Here is an 18,345-nt window from a genome sequence, read left to right on the forward strand (position 1 = left end):
CCTGGCACAGAGGAGCTGCCCCGATGACTATTATCGATTCCCAGGTCCATGCCTATGATGCGAACACTTCGAAGCGACCTTGGGACAGTGTGCCGAACTGGCCCGATCACGTCACGGGTGACGAGATGGTGGCGGCGATGGACAAGGTCGGCGTCGACGGCGCAATCTTCATCTCGGCCTTTTCCATGTACCGCTACGACGCCAGCTATGCCGTGGAAGTGCAACGGGCCCATCCCGGCCGGTTCGCCATCGTCAAGCCGGTCGACCCGGACGATCCTGATGTGGCCGATGTCGTCGCCGACTGGAAGAATACGCCGGGCACGGTCGGAATCCGCATCATGCTTACGAAGGAGGCCAAGCGCGAGCCGAACGACCCGGGCCTCGACCGGATCCTACGCGCGGCCGTTCGCCACGACTTTCCGGTCAACATCCTGTGCTGGGGCAACTTGGACGCGGGCACTGCTCTCATCGATCGCCATCCCGACACGCGATTCATCATCGACCATCTGGGCATCTTGCAGCCGCGCGTGCCGCCCGCGCCGCCGCAGCCCTGGACCGACCTTCCGAAGGTGCTGGAACTCGCCAAGCGCCCGAACGCGGTGATCAAGGTCAGCGGTGCCTGCACGCTGTCGCGGGAGCCGTATCCTTTCCCGGACATTTGGGATCCGCTTGCCCGCGTGTTTGACACGTGGGGTTTCGATCGCTGCTTGTGGGGCACGGACTGGACGCGCGCGTTCGCAGTCGTCAACTATGAGCAGGCCGTCGAGCCCTTCCTTAAGACTGACCGCCTGAGCGACACTGAGCGGGCCATGCTGATGGGCGGTGCTTGCGCCAAGGCTTATGGCTGGTCACCGAAGAAAGGTTAGCACCGGCTAATGGAGGTCGCCTTCACTATGGGAGACACGCCGTGGGATCATCACAGGCATTCCCGAACCCGCCAAAAAGTGGCATCACAGGTCTGGCGTCTGAGCCAACGGTGTATTTTTCAGTTCGGGAGCAGACCATGATGATCCTTCACCACGGCTGGCGCTCGAGCGCGTCGCGCCGGGTGCGGCTCTGCCTCGAGGAGAAGGGGCTTAGCTACCAAGGCCATGTCGTCGACATGGCGAAAATGGAGCATCACTCGCCGGAATATCTGAAGATCAACCCGAACGGCGTGATCCCGACTTTGATCCATGACGGCAGGCCGCTGCACGAAAGCGGCACGATTTGCGAATATCTCGACGAGACCTACCCCGATCCGCCGCTGCGCCCGCAGACGCCTTACGAGCGTGCCGAGATGCGCAACTGGATCCGGCATATCGACGGGCTGATCCACAATCTCATCATCTTCAACTGGCGGCATCATTTGCAGAAGGTGGCGTCGCAATGGTCGGATGAGGAACTGGCCGAAAAATTGAAAAACATCCCGAGCAAGGAGCGCCAGGAATCCTGGCTGCGGGTGGCGCGAAAACCCTATACCGAGGAAGAGCGCGACGCGGCCCGCGCCAAACTGGTGCAGCTCCTGGACAAGATGGAAGAGGCACAAAAGCCGTCCGGCTGGCTGGTCGGAAAAGCCTATTCGATCGCCGATATCGCGGCGGTGCCGTTCGTGAAGCGGATCGACGAGGAGATCGCGCCGCATGAGGTAACGGCAAAGAAACATCCCCACCTCGCCGAATGGTGGGCTAAAATACAGGCGCGGCCCGCATTCGCGCGGGCGAATATCGGCCCGTTCCTGGAGTCGTGAATTGGAATCACGGCTTCCGCGAACTCGGCGGCACCTCTCCCGCTTGCGGGGGAGCATAGGCCGCCATCGGCGGCCGTTCTTGGACAAGAACGCCGAAGCTGAGCTTCGGCTATGGCGCTCGACAGAGCGCGTCGGGTGGGGGAAAATCTCTCCACAAGCGCCAGAGTTCGTGGCGGGCACCCCCACCCCGACCCTCCCCCGCAAGTGCGGGAGAGGGGGCGCACCACCATTGCCGAGACACGGAGGCAATGCTTCAATCAGGTACTTCAGACTTTAATCACCGAAAGCACGCCATGCTGAACGTCCCCAAGGCCACCGACAAATCCTTCGCCGACGGCAAGATTTTGCAGAGCGTCACCGACGGCGTCGGAACCATCACCTTCAACAATCCCGAGAAGCGCAACGCGATGTCGCTCGACATGTGGGAGGGGCTCGGTCACGCCTTGGTCGAATTGCGCGACGATCCCGATGTCCGCGTCGTGATCCTGGTCGGCGCCGGCGACAAGGCGTTTGTCTCGGGCGCCGATATCAGCCAGTTCGAGAAAAATCGCCACAATGCCGAAGCCTCGGAAGAATATTCAAGGCGCAGCGCCGCGCAGCGCGCGCTACTCGCGGACTATCCGAAACCGACCATTGCCTGCATCCGCGGCTTTTGCCTCGGCGGCGGCATGCAGGTCGCGATGATGTCGGACATCCGCATCGCCGCCGAGCACAGCCAGTTCGGCATTCCCGCGGCCAAGCTTGGCATCGCCTATGGCTATGACGGCCTAAAGCATCTGGTCTCGCTGGTCGGACCGTCCTGGGCGCGGCTGATCATGTATACGGGCATGAAGATCGATTCCGCGGAAGCCGTACGCATCGGCCTGGTCGATCGCGTGCTGCCCGACGCAGAATTGTGGGACGCGACGGTGGAAATCGCCCGCACCATCTCCGGCAACGCGCCGCTCGCCATCCAAGCCGCCAAGATCACTATCGCGCAGGTCTTGAAAGACCCCGACAGACGCGACATGGACGCGATCAAGGATATCGGCACCGCCTGCATGGACTCAGAAGATTTTCGCGAGGGCCGGCGCGCGTTCATGGAAAAGCGGAAGCCGAAGTTTACGGGGCGGTAGTCGGTACGTTGTCATCACCCGCGAAGGCGGGTGATCCAGTATTCCAGAGGCATCGATGATTTAATCGAAATGCCGCGGCATACTGGATACCCCGCTTTCGCGGGGTATGACGACCGTTCCCGCATGGGCCAGCGTGAACCTGTCAAAATAGTCGCACGGAGACACCACGCGCGCCAAGTGTGGGAACGAGCGACGGATCGGAAAAGGCATCCCTGCCGCAGCTCACGGTCTTCAACTTCGGCAGTTGCAGGAGGCTATCGCCGTTCTGGTAGGGTCCATGGCCAAGACCGACATGCTCCAGCTGCTGCAGTCCGGAGAGGCGCGAGAGATCGGTGTCGAGCAGCAGGCTGATCACCTCGATGCGGCGCAGGTTGGCGAGAAGCTCGATGCCCTCCAGACTATACACGTCGAACGCATCGGTCTCGCCGTCCCAGAATGGGAACGCGTAAGCGTAGATGTCGTTGCCACCGTCAAAGACGAGCTCCTCGACCGCGGCGAGATCGGCCACGACGAGGGGGTAGCGCACGAGATAGGCGTAGACCGGCTTGAGCAGGTCGTAACCGTCGCGCGCTTCGTTGTAGCTCGGGTCCAAAAGGTGACGCGCCAGTCTGTCGCGCGGTCCGAGCTGGATCGCGCCCGACGAGGCCAAGGCGTCAAGCACAACGAGCTTGAAATTCGGGTCGGCGAAGGGGGCGCCGGGTTTTCCCGCGGCCGGCGGATAACTCAGCTTTCGCTCGTAGACGGCACCGGGCCTCGATAGCTCCATGGCGATCATCTGATCCTCGAGAAACCGGCCTTCGAATTGCACACCGTCCGGCAACATCAGGCGGAGCAGGCGTACCGCGGAGCGCGGCGCGACGCCGGCATCGGTGAGATCGGGACGCGCCGCCAGCGCCTGCGCCATCGACATGCCGCGCTTCAATCCACCGATCTCGACGGGCAGCGGAAACGACTTGGCGAAGGTCACGGCGCCGATCACGCCGTCGACGTCGATGTGGACAAGAAAGCCCATCGGCTCGTCAAAGAAAAATGTGTTCGACTGCGGCTTCTGCGGCCAGTTCTCGCCATAGGCGGCGATTAGCGTCGCAAGCGGCATGCCCGGCCGCAGTTTCGACAGCGGAACGGGATCGGTCGGCGTGGTGTTGGTGGCCATTTGGCTTCCTTGGCGGGGTTGTCGGCGACCACGATCTGTCGCAGCGAAAGGGAAGCCGGTTCAGGTCTCGGCCCAGGCCAGAAACGTCGCGATGATCTGTTCAAGGCGCGTTTCGTCGCCGGCGCCGTGCCATGGCCGTCCTTGAGGCAGCAGTGCAGCCACCGCGGCCCTTGCGGAAGCGATGGCGACCGTGGCAGGGCCTTACAACGCCGCCAGCACCGCCTTCGCGATATCCGCAGTCCCATTGCCGCCGCCGAATTCCATCGGCTTGATTCCATCCGCATAAGCCTTGTCCACCGCGCGCTCGATGCGTTCGCCGGCCTCTGCCGCGCTTTCGAGACCGTGCTTGTCGGCAAGCCAGTCCAGCATCATCGCGGCGGAAAGGATCATGCCGGTCGGATTGGCCTTGCCCTGCCCCATGATGTCGGGCGCGGTGCCGTGGCAGGGCTGGAACACGGCGTGGCGATCGCCGATGTCGGCGGATGGCGCCATGCCCATGCCGCCGATCAGGCCGGCGGTCATGTCGGAAAGGATATCGCCGAACATGTTCTCCATCACCATCACATCAAAGTCCCAGGGGCGTTTTACCAGCAGCGCCGAGCAGGCATCGACATAGAGGCGGTCGGTTTTCACATCGGGATGGCGCTTGGCGGCGTCGTCGAACATTTCGCGGAAGAACGCGAACGCCTTGAATACGTTCGCCTTGTCGACGCAGGTCAGCTGACCCGGCCGCCCACGCGCCTTGCGGCGCTCGGCCAGCCGAAAGGAAAACTCAAATAGCCGCTCGGAGGTTTTTCGCGTGATCACCAGCGTCTCGCGCGCCTCAGTATCGGTGACGACGCCCTTGCCCATCGAGGCGAACAGGCCTTCGGTGGATTCCCGGATCACGATGAGATCGATGCCGCGCTGATCGGCGCCGACGATCGGGCTCGGCACGCCCGGGATCAGCCGCGCCGGGCGCACACCCGCATAGAGATCGAAATGGAAGCGCAGTTCCACCTGCGGCATGATTTCGGTGTTGTCGGGGTAACGCACCGACGGCAGGCCGCAGGCGCCGAGCAGGATCGCGTCGGCCTCGTCGCACAATCGTATCGTAGATTCCGGCATCGACTTGCCGGTTTCGCGATAGTTGTTGGCGCCGGCCGGCGCCTCGGTGAAGCGGAATTTCAAATCCGTGGTGGCTTCGATCTTGCGCAGGACTTCGAGCGCCGGCGCCATCACTTCAGGGCCGATACCATCGCCGGCAAGCACGGCGATGTGGAGCGCGTTATTGGCTGACATGGGGATTTCCTTGGTTTCACTCGGCTCGTCATGCCCGGGCTTGTCCCGGGCATCCACGTCTACAGCATTTCAGCAAGAAGGGCGTGGATGGCCGGGACAAGTCCGGCCATGACGAGGAATGGATTGTCGAAAATTCAAGGCGTCAGCACGGCGCGGCCGACCAGCCTGCCCTTCTGCAGATCGACCAGGGCCTCATTGGCTTTGGCGAGCGGCATCGCCGTCACCGGGATCGGCGCGATCTTCTTCGACCGTACGAGATCGAGCAGCTCCTGGGTTTCGCGCAAATTGCCGACATAGCTGCCCTGGATGGTGATCGCCTTGATCGGGATCAGTGGCAGGGCCCATGGCGCGCCGCCGCCGAACAGGCCGACAATCACGAGCTTGCCGCCCTTGGTCAGGCAGTCGAAGCCGAGCTGCGTGGTCTTTGCGTTGCCGACGAGATCGATCACCGCGCGGATCGGCCCGCCCGCTTTAGCGGCGAGTTGTTCCAGCGCGTCGGGCGCACCGCCGTCAACAGTCGCGAGCGCGCCGGCTTTCTCCGCGGCTTCGCGCTTGCGTGCGTCGATATCGACGACGATGGCGCCCTTGCCGCCCATCGCCTTCAGCAGCGACAGCGCCATCAGGCCGAGACCGCCGGCGCCGAAAATCACGATCGGCGAATTGAAATTTTGCTCGACCTTTTTCAGCGCGCTGTAGGTGGTAACGCCGGAGCACGCGTAGGGCGCTGATGTCACGGGGTCGAGCCCGTTCAAATTCAACAGGTACTTTGGATGCGGCACCGTCATGTGGTCGGCATAGCCGCCGTCGCAATAGACGCCGAGGGAATTCGGCTTCAGGCACATGTTCTCTTCGCCGGAAAGACAAATCTCGCATTTGCCGCAGCCGAGCCAGGGATAGACCAGCGCGACGTCGCCGATCTTGAGGTCGCCGGCTTCCGCTTTGGCATCCGGCCCGAACGCCAGGATCTCGCCGACCGTCTCATGCCCCATGGTCCGCGGCAGCGACACGCCGCGATCTTTCAAGGACAGCGGCTTCCTGCCATGGCCGAGATCGTAGCCGCCTTCCCAGATGTGCAGATCGCTGTGGCAAACGCCGGCCGCCTTGACCTTGATCAGGACCTGGGTTCCCGACGGCTGCGGCGTCGGCTGCTCCACCTCTTTCAAGGGGGCGTTGAAATCGGCAACCTGAAAACTCTTCATCGCGTTTCTCCCGTCAATCGTTCTTGCTTTTGGGCTGATATTGCCACGCACTGGTATGCATTTGTTAGAGGCTTAGCCGGCCGGGATCAATGGATGATGGCAGGCGGCGAACTGATCCGCCGCCACCTCGCGAAGTTCCGGCACTTCAACGGCGCAGCGCTGATCCGCGCGGGGACAGCGGGTACGAAACCGGCAGCCTGAAGGCGGGGCGATCGGCGACGGCGGTTCGCCGACCGCAACGCTTTCGGCCGGACGCACGTCAGGATCGGGCACCGGGATCGCCTCGATCAGCAGCGCGGTATAGGGATGCGCCGGATGCGCGAATAATTGCTCGGAGGGGCCGACTTCGCACAATCTGCCGAGATACATCACCGCGACGCGGTCGCTGACTGCTTTGACCACCGCAAGATCGTGGGCGATGAACAGCAGCGTCAATCCGTAGCGCGCCTTCATCTCTTCCAGCAGGTTGAGGATTTGCGCGCGGATGGAAACATCCAGCGCCGACACCGGCTCGTCGCAGATGATGAATTCGGGATTGAGCACGAGCGCGCGCGCGATGCAGATGCGCTGGCATTGTCCGCCGGAAAATTCATGCGGCAGGCGTCCGATCACCAGCGACGGGTCGAGGCCGACCGCTGAGAGCACGTCGCAAACCAGTTGTTGGCGCCGCTTCGGATCTTTCACGCCCGAGATCGTCAGCGGCTCCGCGATGATGTCGCCGATGCGCCGCCGCGGATTCAATGAAGCGATCGGGTCCTGAAAAATCAGCTGCACGCGCCGGCGCATCCGCCGCAGGGTCTCGCCGTGCATCGCCGTGAGGTCCTGGCCGTCGAACAGGACGCGGCCCGAGACGGGCTTGCGCAATTGCAGCACCGCACGGCCGAGCGTCGACTTGCCGCAGCCGGACTCGCCGACCAGGCCGAGCGTCTCGCCGCGCGCAACTTCGAGGCTGACGTCGGACACCGCGTGAATCGTCTTGCCGCCGACGGCATATTCGACAACGAGGTTATGCACCTCGAGAAGAGGTTTTTGCGCAGCCGATTGCTTGACGTCCTGCTTCATGTGCCGGCGCCAGCCATGATCCCGATCGGGTGGAAGCAGGCATATAGGTGGCCAGGCGCTTCCGCGACCGCAAGCGGCGGCTTCTCCTGATAACATCGCCCCGCCGCATAACGACAGCGCGGCGAGAACGAGCAGCCCTGCAGCGGCCGGGTCGGGTCCGGCGGCCGTCCCGAAATCGCCGGCAATGGCGTATGCGGGGCGGCATCGATCTTCGGGATCGCCGCCAGCAGCGCCTCGGTGTAGGGCATGCGCATTCGCTTGAACAACTCAGGCGTCGGCGCGCGTTCGACGACGCGGCCGGCATACATCACCGCGACCTCATCGGTGCGGCCTGCGACCACACCGAGGTCATGGGTGATCAGGATCATCGCCATGTGGCGGCGGCGCTGCTCGCGCGCCAACAGATCGAGGATTTGCGCCTGGATGGTGACGTCGAGCGCGGTGGTCGGCTCGTCCGCGATCAGGAGTTTTGGCTCGCAGGACAGCGCGATCGCGATCGCGACCCGCTGCCGCATGCCGCCGGAGAGTTGGTGCGGATATTGCGTCAATCGCTGCTCCGGCGCGGGAATGCCGACGGCGGCCAGCAATTCCGCGCTGCGTTTCCTTGCGGCCACGCCATCGAGTTCGAGATGCTCCTGCAGCGTTTCGATCAGTTGCGTGCCGATGGTCAGGACCGGATTGAGCGAGGTCATCGGGTCCTGGAACACGACCGCAAGCGATCGGCCACGCAGTTTTCGCAGACGCTCGGGATCGAGGCGCACCAAGTCTTGCCCGTCGAACATCACCCGGCCGGAAAGTTTTGCCTTTTTCGGCAACAATTGCAGGATGGCGCGCGACAGCATGGTCTTGCCGCAGCCGGATTCGCCGACCACGCCGAGCGTCCGGCCGGCGCCTATGGTCAAATCCACATGATCGACCGCGCGAAGATTGCCGCGCGGGGTCGGCAGCTCGACCGACGCGTCCTCGACCGAAAGCAAGGCCTGTTCGCTCACAGCGCGCTCTGCCGTGGATCGGTGAGCGCCTTCAGCGTGTCGCCGACGAGATTAAAGGCGAGCACGGTCAAAAACAGCGTGATCGCGGGAATGAAGGCGAGCTGTGGCGCGACCTCGAGGCTCTCGCGCCCCTCCCCGATCATACTGCCCCAGCTTGAAATCGGCGGCGGCACGCCGAGACCTAAAAATGACAGCGAGCCTTCGACGACGATGGTGACGGCGACCCCGAGCAGAAAGAAGGCCAATAGCGGCAGGAGCACATTGGGCAGCAGTTCGCGCAGCAGGATGCGCGCATGGGTCGCGCCGAGCGCCTGCGCCGCAATGACGAATTCACGCCGCGCCAGTGTCAGCGTCGCGGCGCGGGCGACCCGCATGAAGGCGGGAATGCCGAGCACGCCGATAATGATGGTGATATTCAACACGGATTGACCGAGATAGGCGGTCACCGCCAGCGCCAGGATCAACGGCGGAAACGCCAGCAGCACGTCCATGCTGCCGACCACAAAGGATTCGAAACGGCCGCGGAAATAGCCCGCCAGTATGCCGAGCGCGCCGCCGATCGTGAGCCCGATCACCGGCGCGCAAAGCCCGACGGTGAGCGATATCCGCGCGCCATAGATCAGCCGCGCCAGTTCGTCGCGCCCAAGACCGTCGGTGCCGAGCCAGTGCAGAAAGGAGGCCGGCGCACGGCGCTCCAGCATGTCCATGTCGGTCGGACTGGGTAGCGGCAGCACGTTGGCAAGGGCTGCCGCGGCAAACACAAAGATCATCCAGCCGACCGCCATCCAGAACAGCAGCCCCAGCCGTCGCGTGCGAGCCACGGAACCCGTGGCGACATCCTCGTCGATGCGAAGCTCAAGCGTGGCCATGGCGAATCCTGGGATCTAGGACGGCGTAGAGCAAGTCGACAATAAAATTGATCAGCACGTAGCCAAGCGCCACGAACAGCACCGTGCCCTGCAGGATGACGAGGTCGCGGGTGAAGATGGCACCTAACAGCAGCCGGCCGATACCCGGCAGCGCGAAAATCGATTCGACGATCACCGTGCCGCCGATCAGGCGGCCGATATTGATGCCGGTCACGGTGACCAGCGTCAGCGACGACGGTTTCAAGGCATGCACCAAAAGGATCCGCGATGGTTTCAGGCCCTTGGCCCGCGCCATCGCGATATAATCTTCCTGCAAGGTCGCGATCATGTCGGAGCGCAAGACGCGCATCAGTACCGGCCATTCGCCGAGCGCCAATGTCAGCGCCGGCAGCACGAAGCAGCGCAGATTGCCGATCGGGTCCTCTGCAAGGGGCACGTAGCCGGTCGCCGGCAGCCAGCGCAGCTCGACCGCGAACAGATAGATCAGCAGGATCGCCGAGAGGAACGCCGGCACCGACAGCATGCTGAAGGCGGTACCGGTCATAATGCGGTCGAACGCGCCCCCGCTGCGCACCGCGCAGGCAATCGCAAGCGGAATGCCGATCGCGAGCGCGGCAAGTTCGGCGAGCAGCATCAATTCGATCGATACCGGCAGCCGTTCGGCGACCGCCTCCAGCACGGTCTGTCCGGTGCGGAATGACCTTCCGAAATCGCCCTGCAGCACTTGACCGAGCCAGGAGAGGTAGCGCCACCAGATCGGCTGATCGAGCCCCATGTCATGGCGCAGCGCCGCCACTTTCTCCGGCGTCGCCTGATCGCCCAGGATCACGTAAGCGAGATCGCCGGGCAAGAGCGAAGCGATCAGGAACGTCAGCAGCGATACGGCGACCAGAACCGGCACCAAATAGACGAGCCTTCGGGCGACAAATCCCAGCATCGGCTCTTATTCCATCCAGACATCGGAGACGTCGACCACCCCATTATAGATCTTCGGCAAGCCCTTCAGTCTGGAAGTCGAGATCGCGTAGTAGGTATTCTGGAAGCTCCAGAACCAGATCGCCTCCTGATTGATCAGCCGGCTGATCGCGCAATAATCCTCGGTCCGCTTTTCCGGATCGGCGGTGACGCGCGCATGCTCGAGCAGCCGGTCGAGTTCGGGATTGGAATAGTTGGCAAGCGCGACCGGGCTGCCGGTGTGGAAATTGGCGTACATCTGCGGATCTGGGTCGGCGAGGTCGACGATCCGCCACGGGGTCAATTGAAACTGGCGCATGAAGGCGCGCGGCACGACGGTGGCCTGGTCGACCTGGTCCATCTCCATGGTGGCGCCGACCTGCTTCCAGAATTGCTGAAACACCTGACCGATGGTGCGTCCGCGCGGCGTCGCGGTGGTGACCATCTTGAAATCGACCGGCTTGCCATAATCCTTGATCAGCGTTTTTGCCTTTTCGATGTCGTACGGCAGCGCGCCGTCGCCCTTGCATTTGACCCAGGAACCGTCGCCATAAGGGTTCGTGGCCGGCCGGGCCAGGCCATTGGTGATCGCCTGCGACATCTTCTTGCGATCGATCGCCATCACCAATGCCTGGCGCACCCGGACATCGTCGAACGGCGGGGTTTTGGTGTTGAAGGCGTAGACCGCGGCGCCGGAGCCTGCATAGGTATGGACCGTCAACTTCGGGTCTTTTTGCGCCTTCTGGATATTGTCGGCGTCGTACTCATCATCCCACACGATATCGGCCTCACCGGATTGCAGGCTGGCGAAGCGGGACTGCGCATCCGGCAGCGGCTTTAGGATGATGCGATCGAGGTAAGGATGCCCCTTGTTCCAGTAGTCCGGATTCTTTTCGAGCACCATGCGGTCGCCCGCGGTCCATGATTTAAGGATGTAGGGCCCGGTACCGACGGGATTGCGGTTGTAATCGTCGCCCTTCGCCTTCCATGCGGTGGGCGATTGCACGACGTTGTTCGAGCTCTGGATCGTCATCAGCGCCGGCAGGTTCACCTGCGGATCGTTCAGATTATAAACCACGGTCAGATCGTCCGGCGCCTGCAGATCGTGGATGAAGGAAATGTAGAAGGCGCAGCGGCACTTGTTGGCCGGATCCTTCTGCCGGTCGAAATTCTCCTTCACAGCCTGAGCATTGAACGGCGTGCCGTCCTGGAACTTGACGCCGGGGCGCAATTTGAAGGTCCAGGTCTTGAAATCATCCGAGTGGGTCCAGGACAGCGCGAGCTTAGGCTGCGGCTGGCCCTTGTCGTCGAGATAGGTCATCGTATCGAAGATCGCGGCAGCTGCGGTTTCCGCCGCCGTATCGAAAACGCCGACTTTCAGCGGATCGAAACCGGGAATGTCGACCTCGAGGCCGACCGTGATGCTGCCCCCCGATTTCTGGGCGCTGGCCGGGCTCGCCAACAAAGCCAAGCCAAATCCCGCGCCAAGGAGAATTTGAAGCAAAATTCGTGCAGGCTTGTGCGAGCGGATCGACGCGTTCATTTGATGCTCCCTCCAGCAGGCGGTGCGTCCGGTTCTTTCGGATCGTTTCTGACTGGTCCCGTCAGATTGGCTGGAATCGCCGGCTCCGGCAAGGCCGCAAGGTTGATGCCGGATGAAAAGCCCGTCATCGAACCGGCGTTCGCGAGCGCTTACTCCGCCGCCACCGATTTGCCCGTGAAGGCCGTGATTTCCTCTTCGGAGAGGCCGCTCTCCCGGAGATAGGTCACGGTGTGCTCGCCCAGGGTCGCCGTCCGCTTGCCGGCGGAGACGTCGGCGCCGGACATCCGGAACGGCAGGTTCAGGACCTTAAAAGTGCCGCCGCCGTCCCTGACCTCGGACAGCGCGCGGCGATGGGCGATTTGCGGATCGCGCAAGGCTTCCGCCACCGTGCGATAGGCCGAACAGGGCACGCCGCTCTGGTTCAGCGCGGCGAGGCATTTTTCGGTGGAGAGCGTGCGCGACCAGGTCTCGACACCCTCCATCAGCTCGCCCCAATTGTCGCGGCGGTCGCCATATTTCGCAAAGCGCGGATCGGTGACCCAATCCGGACGGCCGGCGGCCTTGACCAGGTTCTGAAAGGTTTTTTCACTCGCGATCGCGACCGTCACATAGCCATCGGCCGTCTCCAGCGGCCCGAACATCGGCCGTTTCGGGAATCGTACCTCGAATTGCGACGACTGCAATTCGGTCAAGGTCAGGCTGAGCATCGATTCCAGCATCGAAACGTCGATGTGCTGTCCCTCCTTGGTGCCGTGACGCTGGTACAGCGCCGCCGAAATAGCCCCGAACGCGTAAGTGCCGGTGACGACATCGGCGTGATAGATGCCGCAATAGTCCGGCCGGGTTCGTCCGGGCTGGTACGACAAATGCGCCATATCGTAGCCGGACGCCGCATGGATCACCGGCGCATAGGCCGGCAGTTCGGCCGAGGGCCCGGTCTGGCCATATCCGGAGATCGAGCAATAGATCAGTTTCGGGTTGACCTGATGCAGCGAGGCATAGTCGAGCTTCAGCCGTCGCATCACGCCGGGGCGAAAATTCTCGACCAGGATGTCAGAGCTCGCGACCAACCGGCGGATGATCTCGATCGCCTTTTCCGATTTCAGATCGAGCACGAGGCTTTTCTTGCCGACATTGAGCTGGCCGAAGACGGTGCTGCAATTATTCCGGAGCGGCGGTCGGCTTCGCATCGTCTCGCCATCGGCCTGCTCGATCTTGATGACCTCCGCGCCCATGTCCGCCAGCATCCGTGCGCAATGCGGACCGGCAATGGTGGTCGAAAAATCGAGAACGCGAAGCCCCGCGAAGCTCTTTGTCAAATTAGCCTCATCGTTTTCCGCTATCGTCATTCCAAACTCCCTCAAACTCCTTCGGGCCTCGCGTCCATGGCGCGGCGTGACCCTAGATGGCGAAGCCCAACCGGGGAAGCGATTCCCTCGGCACCGACAATTCAAGCCGTTGGCAAAAGCTCGCCCGGCTTCCTATTTAGCGCAAAAATAGACTGGAACCATTCTTGCATGATTCCAGCGCGGGGCGACGAAGAGGGCGGCTTTTGCGAGTTTTGTTCGTCACGACAGAGATGGACGACTTTGTCCGGGTGGGCGGCCTCGCCGCCGTTTCAGCGGCGCTGCCCCGAGCGCTTCGAGCTTGGAGCGACGTTCGGATCCTGCTGCCCGGCTATCGCGACGTCATCGAACAACTCACGCATATTCAAATCGTTGGACGATGCCCCGCTCTGGCGGAAATGCCGTCTTGCACGCTTGGGTTGGCATCGACCAAAGACGGCCTGCCGGTCTACGTCGTGCTCTGTCCGCAGCTTTATGATCGCCCCGGCAACCCCTATGGCGATGCGAGTGGCCGCGACTGGCCTGACAACGACGTGCGGTTCGGGCGGCTGGCATCGATCGCTGCCGAACTTGCGGCAGGCAGTTTGGACAAGAATTGGGCAGCCGATCTGGTTCATGCCAATGACTGGCAGGCCGCCCTCGTGCCCGCCTACCTCGCCTGGAACGCGGTCCGGATCCCGTCCATCCTGACGATCCACAACCTCGCCTATCAGGGCCTGTTCGCCAAGGAGTCGCTGCGCCGGATCGGGGCGCCGGAAAATTCCTTCCACATCGACGGCCTCGAGTTCTACGACAAACTATCCTTCCTCAAAGGCGGCATCGTCTACGCCTCCCATCTGACCACGGTCAGCGAGACCTATGCCAGGGAGATCACGACGACCGAGCTCGGCTGCGGGCTGGAGGGTTTGCTGCGCCGCCGCTCTGACGCCGCGCAGTTGACCGGCATCCTGAACGGCATCGACGAAAGCTGGGATCCCAGGTCCTGCGCCCAATTGGTGCAGCCGTTCGGCGCCGGCGACTGGGAAGGCAAACGCGCCAATTCCGATTACGTCCGCCAGCAATTTGGGCTCGCGCTGTCGCGCGGGCCCATTTTTGGCCTGGTCGCCCGCCTCGTTCACCAGAAGGGCGTCGACCTCGTGCTGTCGGCCGCCGACGAGATCATCCAGGCCGGCGGGCAGATCATCGTCACCGGCAGCGGCGAGCCGGCGATCGAACGCGCGCTGGTCGATGCCCATCGGCGCCGGCCGGATGCGATCGGGGTCGCCATCGGCTTCAATGACGGACAGGCGCGGCGGATCTTTGCCGGCAGCGATTTCACGCTGATGCCGTCACGTTTCGAGCCGTGCGGACTGAGCCAGATGTACGCCCAAAAATTCGGCTCGCTGCCGATCGGCCACCAGACCGGCGGGCTCTCGGAAACCATCACCGACGGCGAAACCGGATTCCTGTTCACCCAGCCGTCGACCGAATCCTTACTCGGCGGGATCAAGCGCGCGTTCGCCGCCTTCACGGCAAAGGATCGCCTCGACTCGATGCGCCGCCGCGCGATGTCGCGATCGTTCAGTTGGGACGTCTCCGCGTCGCTTTACGGCGCGCTGTACCGGAAGGCGCTGTCGTCCTAGAATGCAATTCACTCGGCTGGAATCATGAGCGTGGCCTCGTGGTTCGAGACGCGCGGCGTTGCCGCGCTCCTCACCATGAGGGTCTAAGACCTCATCCTGAGAGGCTCTGCAAAAAGCTCCGACCTCATCCTGAGGAGCGCGCCCTTGCGCGCGTCTCGAAGGATGGAGCCACGGACTAAGAAATGTTCGGGCGCTGCCAGCAGCATTCGTCAAATCTTCATTCCGCCGCTTTCGGCAGGATATCCGTCTGGTCGTGCAGGATCACGCCAGAGAGCGGATCGAATTCGCCGATCCAGGGGGAACGCTCGAGCACCGCCCTGGTGTGGACATAACCGGCGTCCCAGCGCTGCATGATACCGGAGGGACTGAAATCGATGTCCTTGGTGTGGCTCTCGCGATCGAGCGCCGGGGCCTGCAGCTGCACCACATGCATCTGCGTCGAACAGCCATAGCTCGTCAATTCACGTACCGCCTCGCTGTTGCGCTCGGCCTCGGGCAAACGCGCCGCGAGCTGGTTGATGACATGCCGCAGGCGATGCGCCTGCTCCTGGCGGGCGATCTGGCTCGCGATCCGGCTCGAATACTGCACGTCCTTCTGCCGGTGCAGCACCTACGCCATGGTGGTAGGCTCGGCTCCGGACGGATTCCACATGTGAACCGTGAAGATCAGCGAGCTCCTGCGCGGGTTGTCGTCGAATACCGCTTCGGTCGGGGTGTTCGACAGAATGCCGCCGTCCCAATAGAGCTCGCCGTCGATGCGAATAGCGGGAAATGCGGGTGGCAGCGCACCTGATGCCAAAATATGCTTCACGCCGAGCGCGCCGTCGCGGCTGTCGAAATATCGCATCTTGCTAGACCGGACATGCGCGGCGCCGACGGTCAGGCGCGGCGTGCAGCGGTTGACGCGATCGAAATCGACAAGTTCGGAAAGCGTCCGTTCGAGCGGCTCGGTCGAATAATACCCGGCCTTGTCGGCGCCGAGCGGATACTCGGCGCCGACATGCGCCAGCGGATTAGGCTTGAAGAACCCGGGAATGCCATTGGCGACCGTCGACCAGTAGGACAGCTTTTCGTTGAAGCCGGGCAATGCTTCCGGAAAATTCCAGATCGGGCGCTGCTGCATCCGCTTCCAGAATTCGCGCAACCGCGGCAAGCGGTCTTGCGGTGCGTTGCCGGCGATCAAGGCGGCATTGATGGCGCCGATCGAGGTGCCGATGATCCAGTCCGGCTCGATGCCGGCCTCATACAGCGCCTGATAGACGCCGGCCTGATAGGAACCGAGCGCGCCGCCGCCTTGCAGCACGAGGACGACCTGACCGGGAAGCGTCCTTTGCTGTGACCCGCTGCTCTGCGAGGAACGCATTTCCTTTACGTCTTTCATGTCACGCTCCCGTCGAAACCCGTCGCATAAGTGATGTTCGCCGATAGTTCGAATTTGTTACGTCGGCCCGGAACATCGTCCTCGCGCATACGGACGTCAAGCCGCCACTCGCCGGCAGTCCAGGCCTTCGATCGAAGCAACCGGTTCCCGGAATTTGTCGGGAGATCAGGGCGCGCTGCGCCGCGTTTCCGGCATCGCCAAAAAGATCAGCGCGAGACCCAACGCTGCGACGCCGGCAAGCCCGGTGAAGGCGACGCTGCTGCCGAACTTGTCACTGACGTAACCGGCGAGCACGGTGGAGAGCGATGCCCCAATGCCGGTCGCGGTGCCGACAATGCCCTGCGCGAGATTGAAGTGACCGCTCCCGAAGGCGATGTCGGCAACGACCAGCGGCACCATCACGGCGAAGACAGCCGCGGTGATGCCGTCGAACGCCTGCACCGCGACCAACAGATATGGATCTTTCACGGTTGCGAACAGCACGCCGCGAACGGCCAGCGCGGCAAATGCCATTAGCATTAGCGGCCGTCGCCCCCATGCCTGCGCCTTGCGTCCGACCGTCGGAGACATCAGCGCGACGATCGCCTGCGGCACGATGATGCAGGCAGCGATCAACACCGGCGCCCACTGGCTCGACCTTGTCGTCACGACACCGGCCATCAGCGGCAGCATCGCGGCGTTGGCGAGCTGCAGCAGCAGCACGCTCAGGGCAAAGATCAGCAATGGACGCCGGCAGAGATTGAGAACGCTGGTGGCACGCTTGTCGGGCACCTCACGCTTTACAGCGCCATGCGCCTGGGCGACATCGATCTCGCGCTCGCGTATCCGCCCCAGCGCGAGCAAGGTCGGTATCGCCAGCAGGAAGGTGACGAGAAACACCGAGCGGCTCGACAGTAAATAGCCGGCCGTGCCCATCACGGCCGCGGCCGTTCCGTTGCCAAGCGACGCAAAGCGGGCATTGCGCCCGAGCCGTTCCCCGATTGCCATCGGCCCGACCAGGCCGAGGCTGATCGCGGCAATCGCGGGGCCCAGCACGCAACTGGCGGCGGCGTGCAGCGTCGCCGCCGTGACGACGACCGGGAAGATCGGCCACACCGCATAGCAGAGCGCGGCCATACCGATGGTCGCGACCGCAAGGCCGGCCACCAGCCGTTCGGAGCGCGCATAATCAACAATCGCCCCGCCGGGCATCTGCCCGATCAATCCGACCACGCCGCCGATCGACAGCACCAGGCCGATCTGGACCTGGGTCCATTTCTGCGTCGTCAGATAAACCGCGATGAACGGACCAAATCCGGTCTGCACGTCGGCGAGGAAGAAGATGAACCAGTCGAGGCCGCGCAGGCTCTGGCGCGACGGCATTGCGATAGGCTTGGGCCCCGCCGGCCCCGACATTCCTGACACACCTTTTTCGCCGCCGATCGGTCGCCCCGGGTGGTCACTCTCAATCCGGTCTTTCGAAGGGGATGAACGGACGAACAGCATGGTTCGGCTTCTCTTCAGGGATCGAACTGCAGCGGCTTCAGGCTGCCCGCTGCGCCCAGCACCACGATCGGCATATCCTCCTTGTATTCGGGCGCCGCATTGACTTGATCCTTTGTCAGTTCCAACGTGATGGCGTCGGTCTTGTCGGCGACACGTCCGAAATGCAGCGCGCTCCAGTCGACCACGATCTTGCGGCTGCCGACGCCAAGAAAACCGCCGAAATCGATCACGGCTGCCCGCACCATTCCGGTGCGATCGACAATGACGTCGACGATGCGTCCCATGTCCTCTTTCGCCGCACTTTGCACATCGCGGCCGAGAACGCCATGCGCCTCCCTGGCGCCGATGATGGTGACCGAGGGCGGCGGCGATGGCTCTTTTGTCGCGGCTGCGGGCGCGGAACTTTGCGGCTGAGACGGCGGCGCGGAACTTTGATCTGCCGGCGGCGAGCCAGGATTATCCGCCGCCCAGGACATGCCCGCAACCGAGGTTGCGAAAGCAAGTGCGGCGAAAACCGACAGGAATCTTGTGCACATACGGCCTCCTGAGATACTCGACCCGAAAGGGCACAAGGCATTGATGATCAGCGATTGGAACCGGTCGATTTGAGTGGG

General features: G+C 63.0%; 15 protein-coding genes and 1 pseudogene. 4 read left to right on the plus strand and 12 right to left on the minus strand.

The genetic code is table 11. From position 1 onward, the window contains the following. Positions 1 to 23: 23 nt before the first annotated feature. From B5526_RS07550 to B5526_RS07560, 3 genes are all read left to right on the plus strand, one after another. Positions 24 to 866 (plus strand): amidohydrolase family protein, encoded by an 843-nt coding sequence (locus tag B5526_RS07550; RefSeq protein ID WP_172841992.1) that lies wholly within the window; start codon positions 24 to 26, stop codon positions 864 to 866. Between the two features lie 137 nt (positions 867 to 1,003). Continuing rightward, positions 1,004 to 1,729, plus strand: coding sequence for a glutathione S-transferase family protein (locus B5526_RS07555; protein WP_197688423.1), 726 nt, complete (start codon positions 1,004 to 1,006; stop codon positions 1,727 to 1,729). A 293-nt stretch (positions 1,730 to 2,022) separates the two neighbouring features. Further along, positions 2,023 to 2,844: an enoyl-CoA hydratase gene (locus tag B5526_RS07560; RefSeq protein ID WP_079537644.1), complete on the plus strand. Its 822-nt coding sequence runs from the start codon at positions 2,023 to 2,025 to the stop codon at positions 2,842 to 2,844. A gap of 142 nt (positions 2,845 to 2,986) precedes the next feature. On the opposite strand, the gene B5526_RS07565 is transcribed toward B5526_RS07560, so the two are convergent. From B5526_RS07565 to B5526_RS07605, 9 genes are all read right to left on the minus strand, one after another. After that, positions 2,987 to 3,997, minus strand: coding sequence for a DUF6892 domain-containing protein (locus B5526_RS07565; protein WP_079537645.1), 1,011 nt, complete (start codon positions 3,995 to 3,997; stop codon positions 2,987 to 2,989). Between the two features lie 201 nt (positions 3,998 to 4,198). Next, a complete protein-coding gene (locus tag B5526_RS07570) occupies positions 4,199 to 5,278 on the minus strand; it encodes an isocitrate/isopropylmalate dehydrogenase family protein (protein ID WP_079544779.1) in 1,080 nt (359 codons plus the stop codon). Between the two features lie 134 nt (positions 5,279 to 5,412). After that, positions 5,413 to 6,477: an alcohol dehydrogenase gene (locus B5526_RS07575; protein ID WP_079537646.1), complete on the minus strand. Its 1,065-nt coding sequence runs from the start codon at positions 6,475 to 6,477 to the stop codon at positions 5,413 to 5,415. Between the two features lie 72 nt (positions 6,478 to 6,549). Continuing rightward, on the minus strand, positions 6,550 to 7,539 hold the full coding sequence (locus tag B5526_RS07580; RefSeq protein ID WP_079537647.1) for an ABC transporter ATP-binding protein: 990 nt from the start codon (positions 7,537 to 7,539) through the stop codon (positions 6,550 to 6,552). After that, entirely contained in the window at positions 7,536 to 8,531 is a 996-nt protein-coding gene (locus tag B5526_RS07585) for an ABC transporter ATP-binding protein (protein WP_172841993.1), read from the minus strand. The genes B5526_RS07580 and B5526_RS07585 overlap by 4 nt, the downstream gene beginning before the upstream one ends. After that, positions 8,528 to 9,400, minus strand: coding sequence for an ABC transporter permease (locus B5526_RS07590; protein WP_079537648.1), 873 nt, complete (start codon positions 9,398 to 9,400; stop codon positions 8,528 to 8,530). Before B5526_RS07590 ends, B5526_RS07585 begins: the two co-directional genes overlap by 4 nt. Then, complete coding sequence (locus tag B5526_RS07595; RefSeq protein ID WP_079537649.1) at positions 9,387 to 10,337, minus strand: ABC transporter permease; 951 nt, start codon at positions 10,335 to 10,337, stop codon at positions 9,387 to 9,389. The genes B5526_RS07590 and B5526_RS07595 overlap by 14 nt, the downstream gene beginning before the upstream one ends. Before the next feature lie 6 nt (positions 10,338 to 10,343). Further along, the gene (locus tag B5526_RS07600; RefSeq protein WP_079537650.1) at positions 10,344 to 11,897 is read right to left on the minus strand and encodes an ABC transporter substrate-binding protein; all 1,554 of its coding nucleotides are present in this window, start codon (positions 11,895 to 11,897) and stop codon (positions 10,344 to 10,346) included. A gap of 149 nt (positions 11,898 to 12,046) precedes the next feature. Further along, positions 12,047 to 13,246, minus strand: a complete 1,200-nt coding sequence (locus tag B5526_RS07605) for a CaiB/BaiF CoA transferase family protein (protein ID WP_079537651.1) — start codon at positions 13,244 to 13,246, stop codon at positions 12,047 to 12,049. Positions 13,247 to 13,449: 203 nt separating this feature from the next. Here B5526_RS07605 and glgA point away from each other — a divergent pair, with 203 nt between their 5' ends. Then, positions 13,450 to 14,865 carry a glycogen synthase GlgA gene (gene glgA / locus B5526_RS07610; protein ID WP_079537652.1) on the plus strand — a complete coding sequence of 472 codons (1,416 nt, stop codon included), beginning with the start codon at positions 13,450 to 13,452 and terminating at the stop codon, positions 14,863 to 14,865. Positions 14,866 to 15,082: 217 nt separating this feature from the next. On the opposite strand, the pseudogene B5526_RS07615 reads toward glgA, so the two are convergent. The 3 genes and pseudogenes from B5526_RS07615 to B5526_RS07625 form a co-directional block, all read right to left on the minus strand. Further along, positions 15,083 to 16,228, minus strand: a pseudogene (locus B5526_RS07615) (patatin-like phospholipase family protein). A gap of 183 nt (positions 16,229 to 16,411) precedes the next feature. Then, positions 16,412 to 17,641 carry an MFS transporter gene (locus B5526_RS07620; RefSeq protein ID WP_172841994.1) on the minus strand — a complete coding sequence of 410 codons (1,230 nt, stop codon included), beginning with the start codon at positions 17,639 to 17,641 and terminating at the stop codon, positions 16,412 to 16,414. Positions 17,642 to 17,745: 104 nt separating this feature from the next. Then, positions 17,746 to 18,267: a PRC-barrel domain-containing protein gene (locus tag B5526_RS07625; RefSeq protein WP_079537654.1), complete on the minus strand. Its 522-nt coding sequence runs from the start codon at positions 18,265 to 18,267 to the stop codon at positions 17,746 to 17,748. Between the last annotated feature and the right edge of the window lie 78 nt (positions 18,268 to 18,345).

It is taken from the genome of Bradyrhizobium lablabi, assembly GCF_900141755.1.
In the GTDB taxonomy this organism is placed as follows: Bacteria; Pseudomonadota; Alphaproteobacteria; order Rhizobiales; family Xanthobacteraceae; genus Bradyrhizobium; species Bradyrhizobium lablabi_A.

Coding starts and splice junctions, on each gene's coding strand:
- B5526_RS07550 (WP_172841992.1), top strand. CDS start 24: ATGACTATTATCGATTCCCAGGTCCATGCCTATGATGCGAACACTTCG.
- B5526_RS07555 (WP_197688423.1), top strand. CDS start 1,004: ATGATGATCCTTCACCACGGCTGGCGCTCGAGCGCGTCGCGCCGGGTG.
- B5526_RS07560 (WP_079537644.1), top strand. CDS start 2,023: ATGCTGAACGTCCCCAAGGCCACCGACAAATCCTTCGCCGACGGCAAG.
- B5526_RS07565 (WP_079537645.1), bottom strand. CDS start 3,997: ATGGCCACCAACACCACGCCGACCGATCCCGTTCCGCTGTCGAAACTG.
- B5526_RS07570 (WP_079544779.1), bottom strand. CDS start 5,278: ATGTCAGCCAATAACGCGCTCCACATCGCCGTGCTTGCCGGCGATGGT.
- B5526_RS07575 (WP_079537646.1), bottom strand. CDS start 6,477: ATGAAGAGTTTTCAGGTTGCCGATTTCAACGCCCCCTTGAAAGAGGTG.
- B5526_RS07580 (WP_079537647.1), bottom strand. CDS start 7,539: ATGAAGCAGGACGTCAAGCAATCGGCTGCGCAAAAACCTCTTCTCGAG.
- B5526_RS07590 (WP_079537648.1), bottom strand. CDS start 9,400: ATGGCCACGCTTGAGCTTCGCATCGACGAGGATGTCGCCACGGGTTCC.
- B5526_RS07595 (WP_079537649.1), bottom strand. CDS start 10,337: ATGCTGGGATTTGTCGCCCGAAGGCTCGTCTATTTGGTGCCGGTTCTG.
- B5526_RS07600 (WP_079537650.1), bottom strand. CDS start 11,897: ATGAACGCGTCGATCCGCTCGCACAAGCCTGCACGAATTTTGCTTCAA.
- B5526_RS07605 (WP_079537651.1), bottom strand. CDS start 13,246: ATGACGATAGCGGAAAACGATGAGGCTAATTTGACAAAGAGCTTCGCG.
- B5526_RS07620 (WP_172841994.1), bottom strand. CDS start 17,641: ATGTCGGGGCCGGCGGGGCCCAAGCCTATCGCAATGCCGTCGCGCCAG.
- B5526_RS07625 (WP_079537654.1), bottom strand. CDS start 18,267: ATGTGCACAAGATTCCTGTCGGTTTTCGCCGCACTTGCTTTCGCAACC.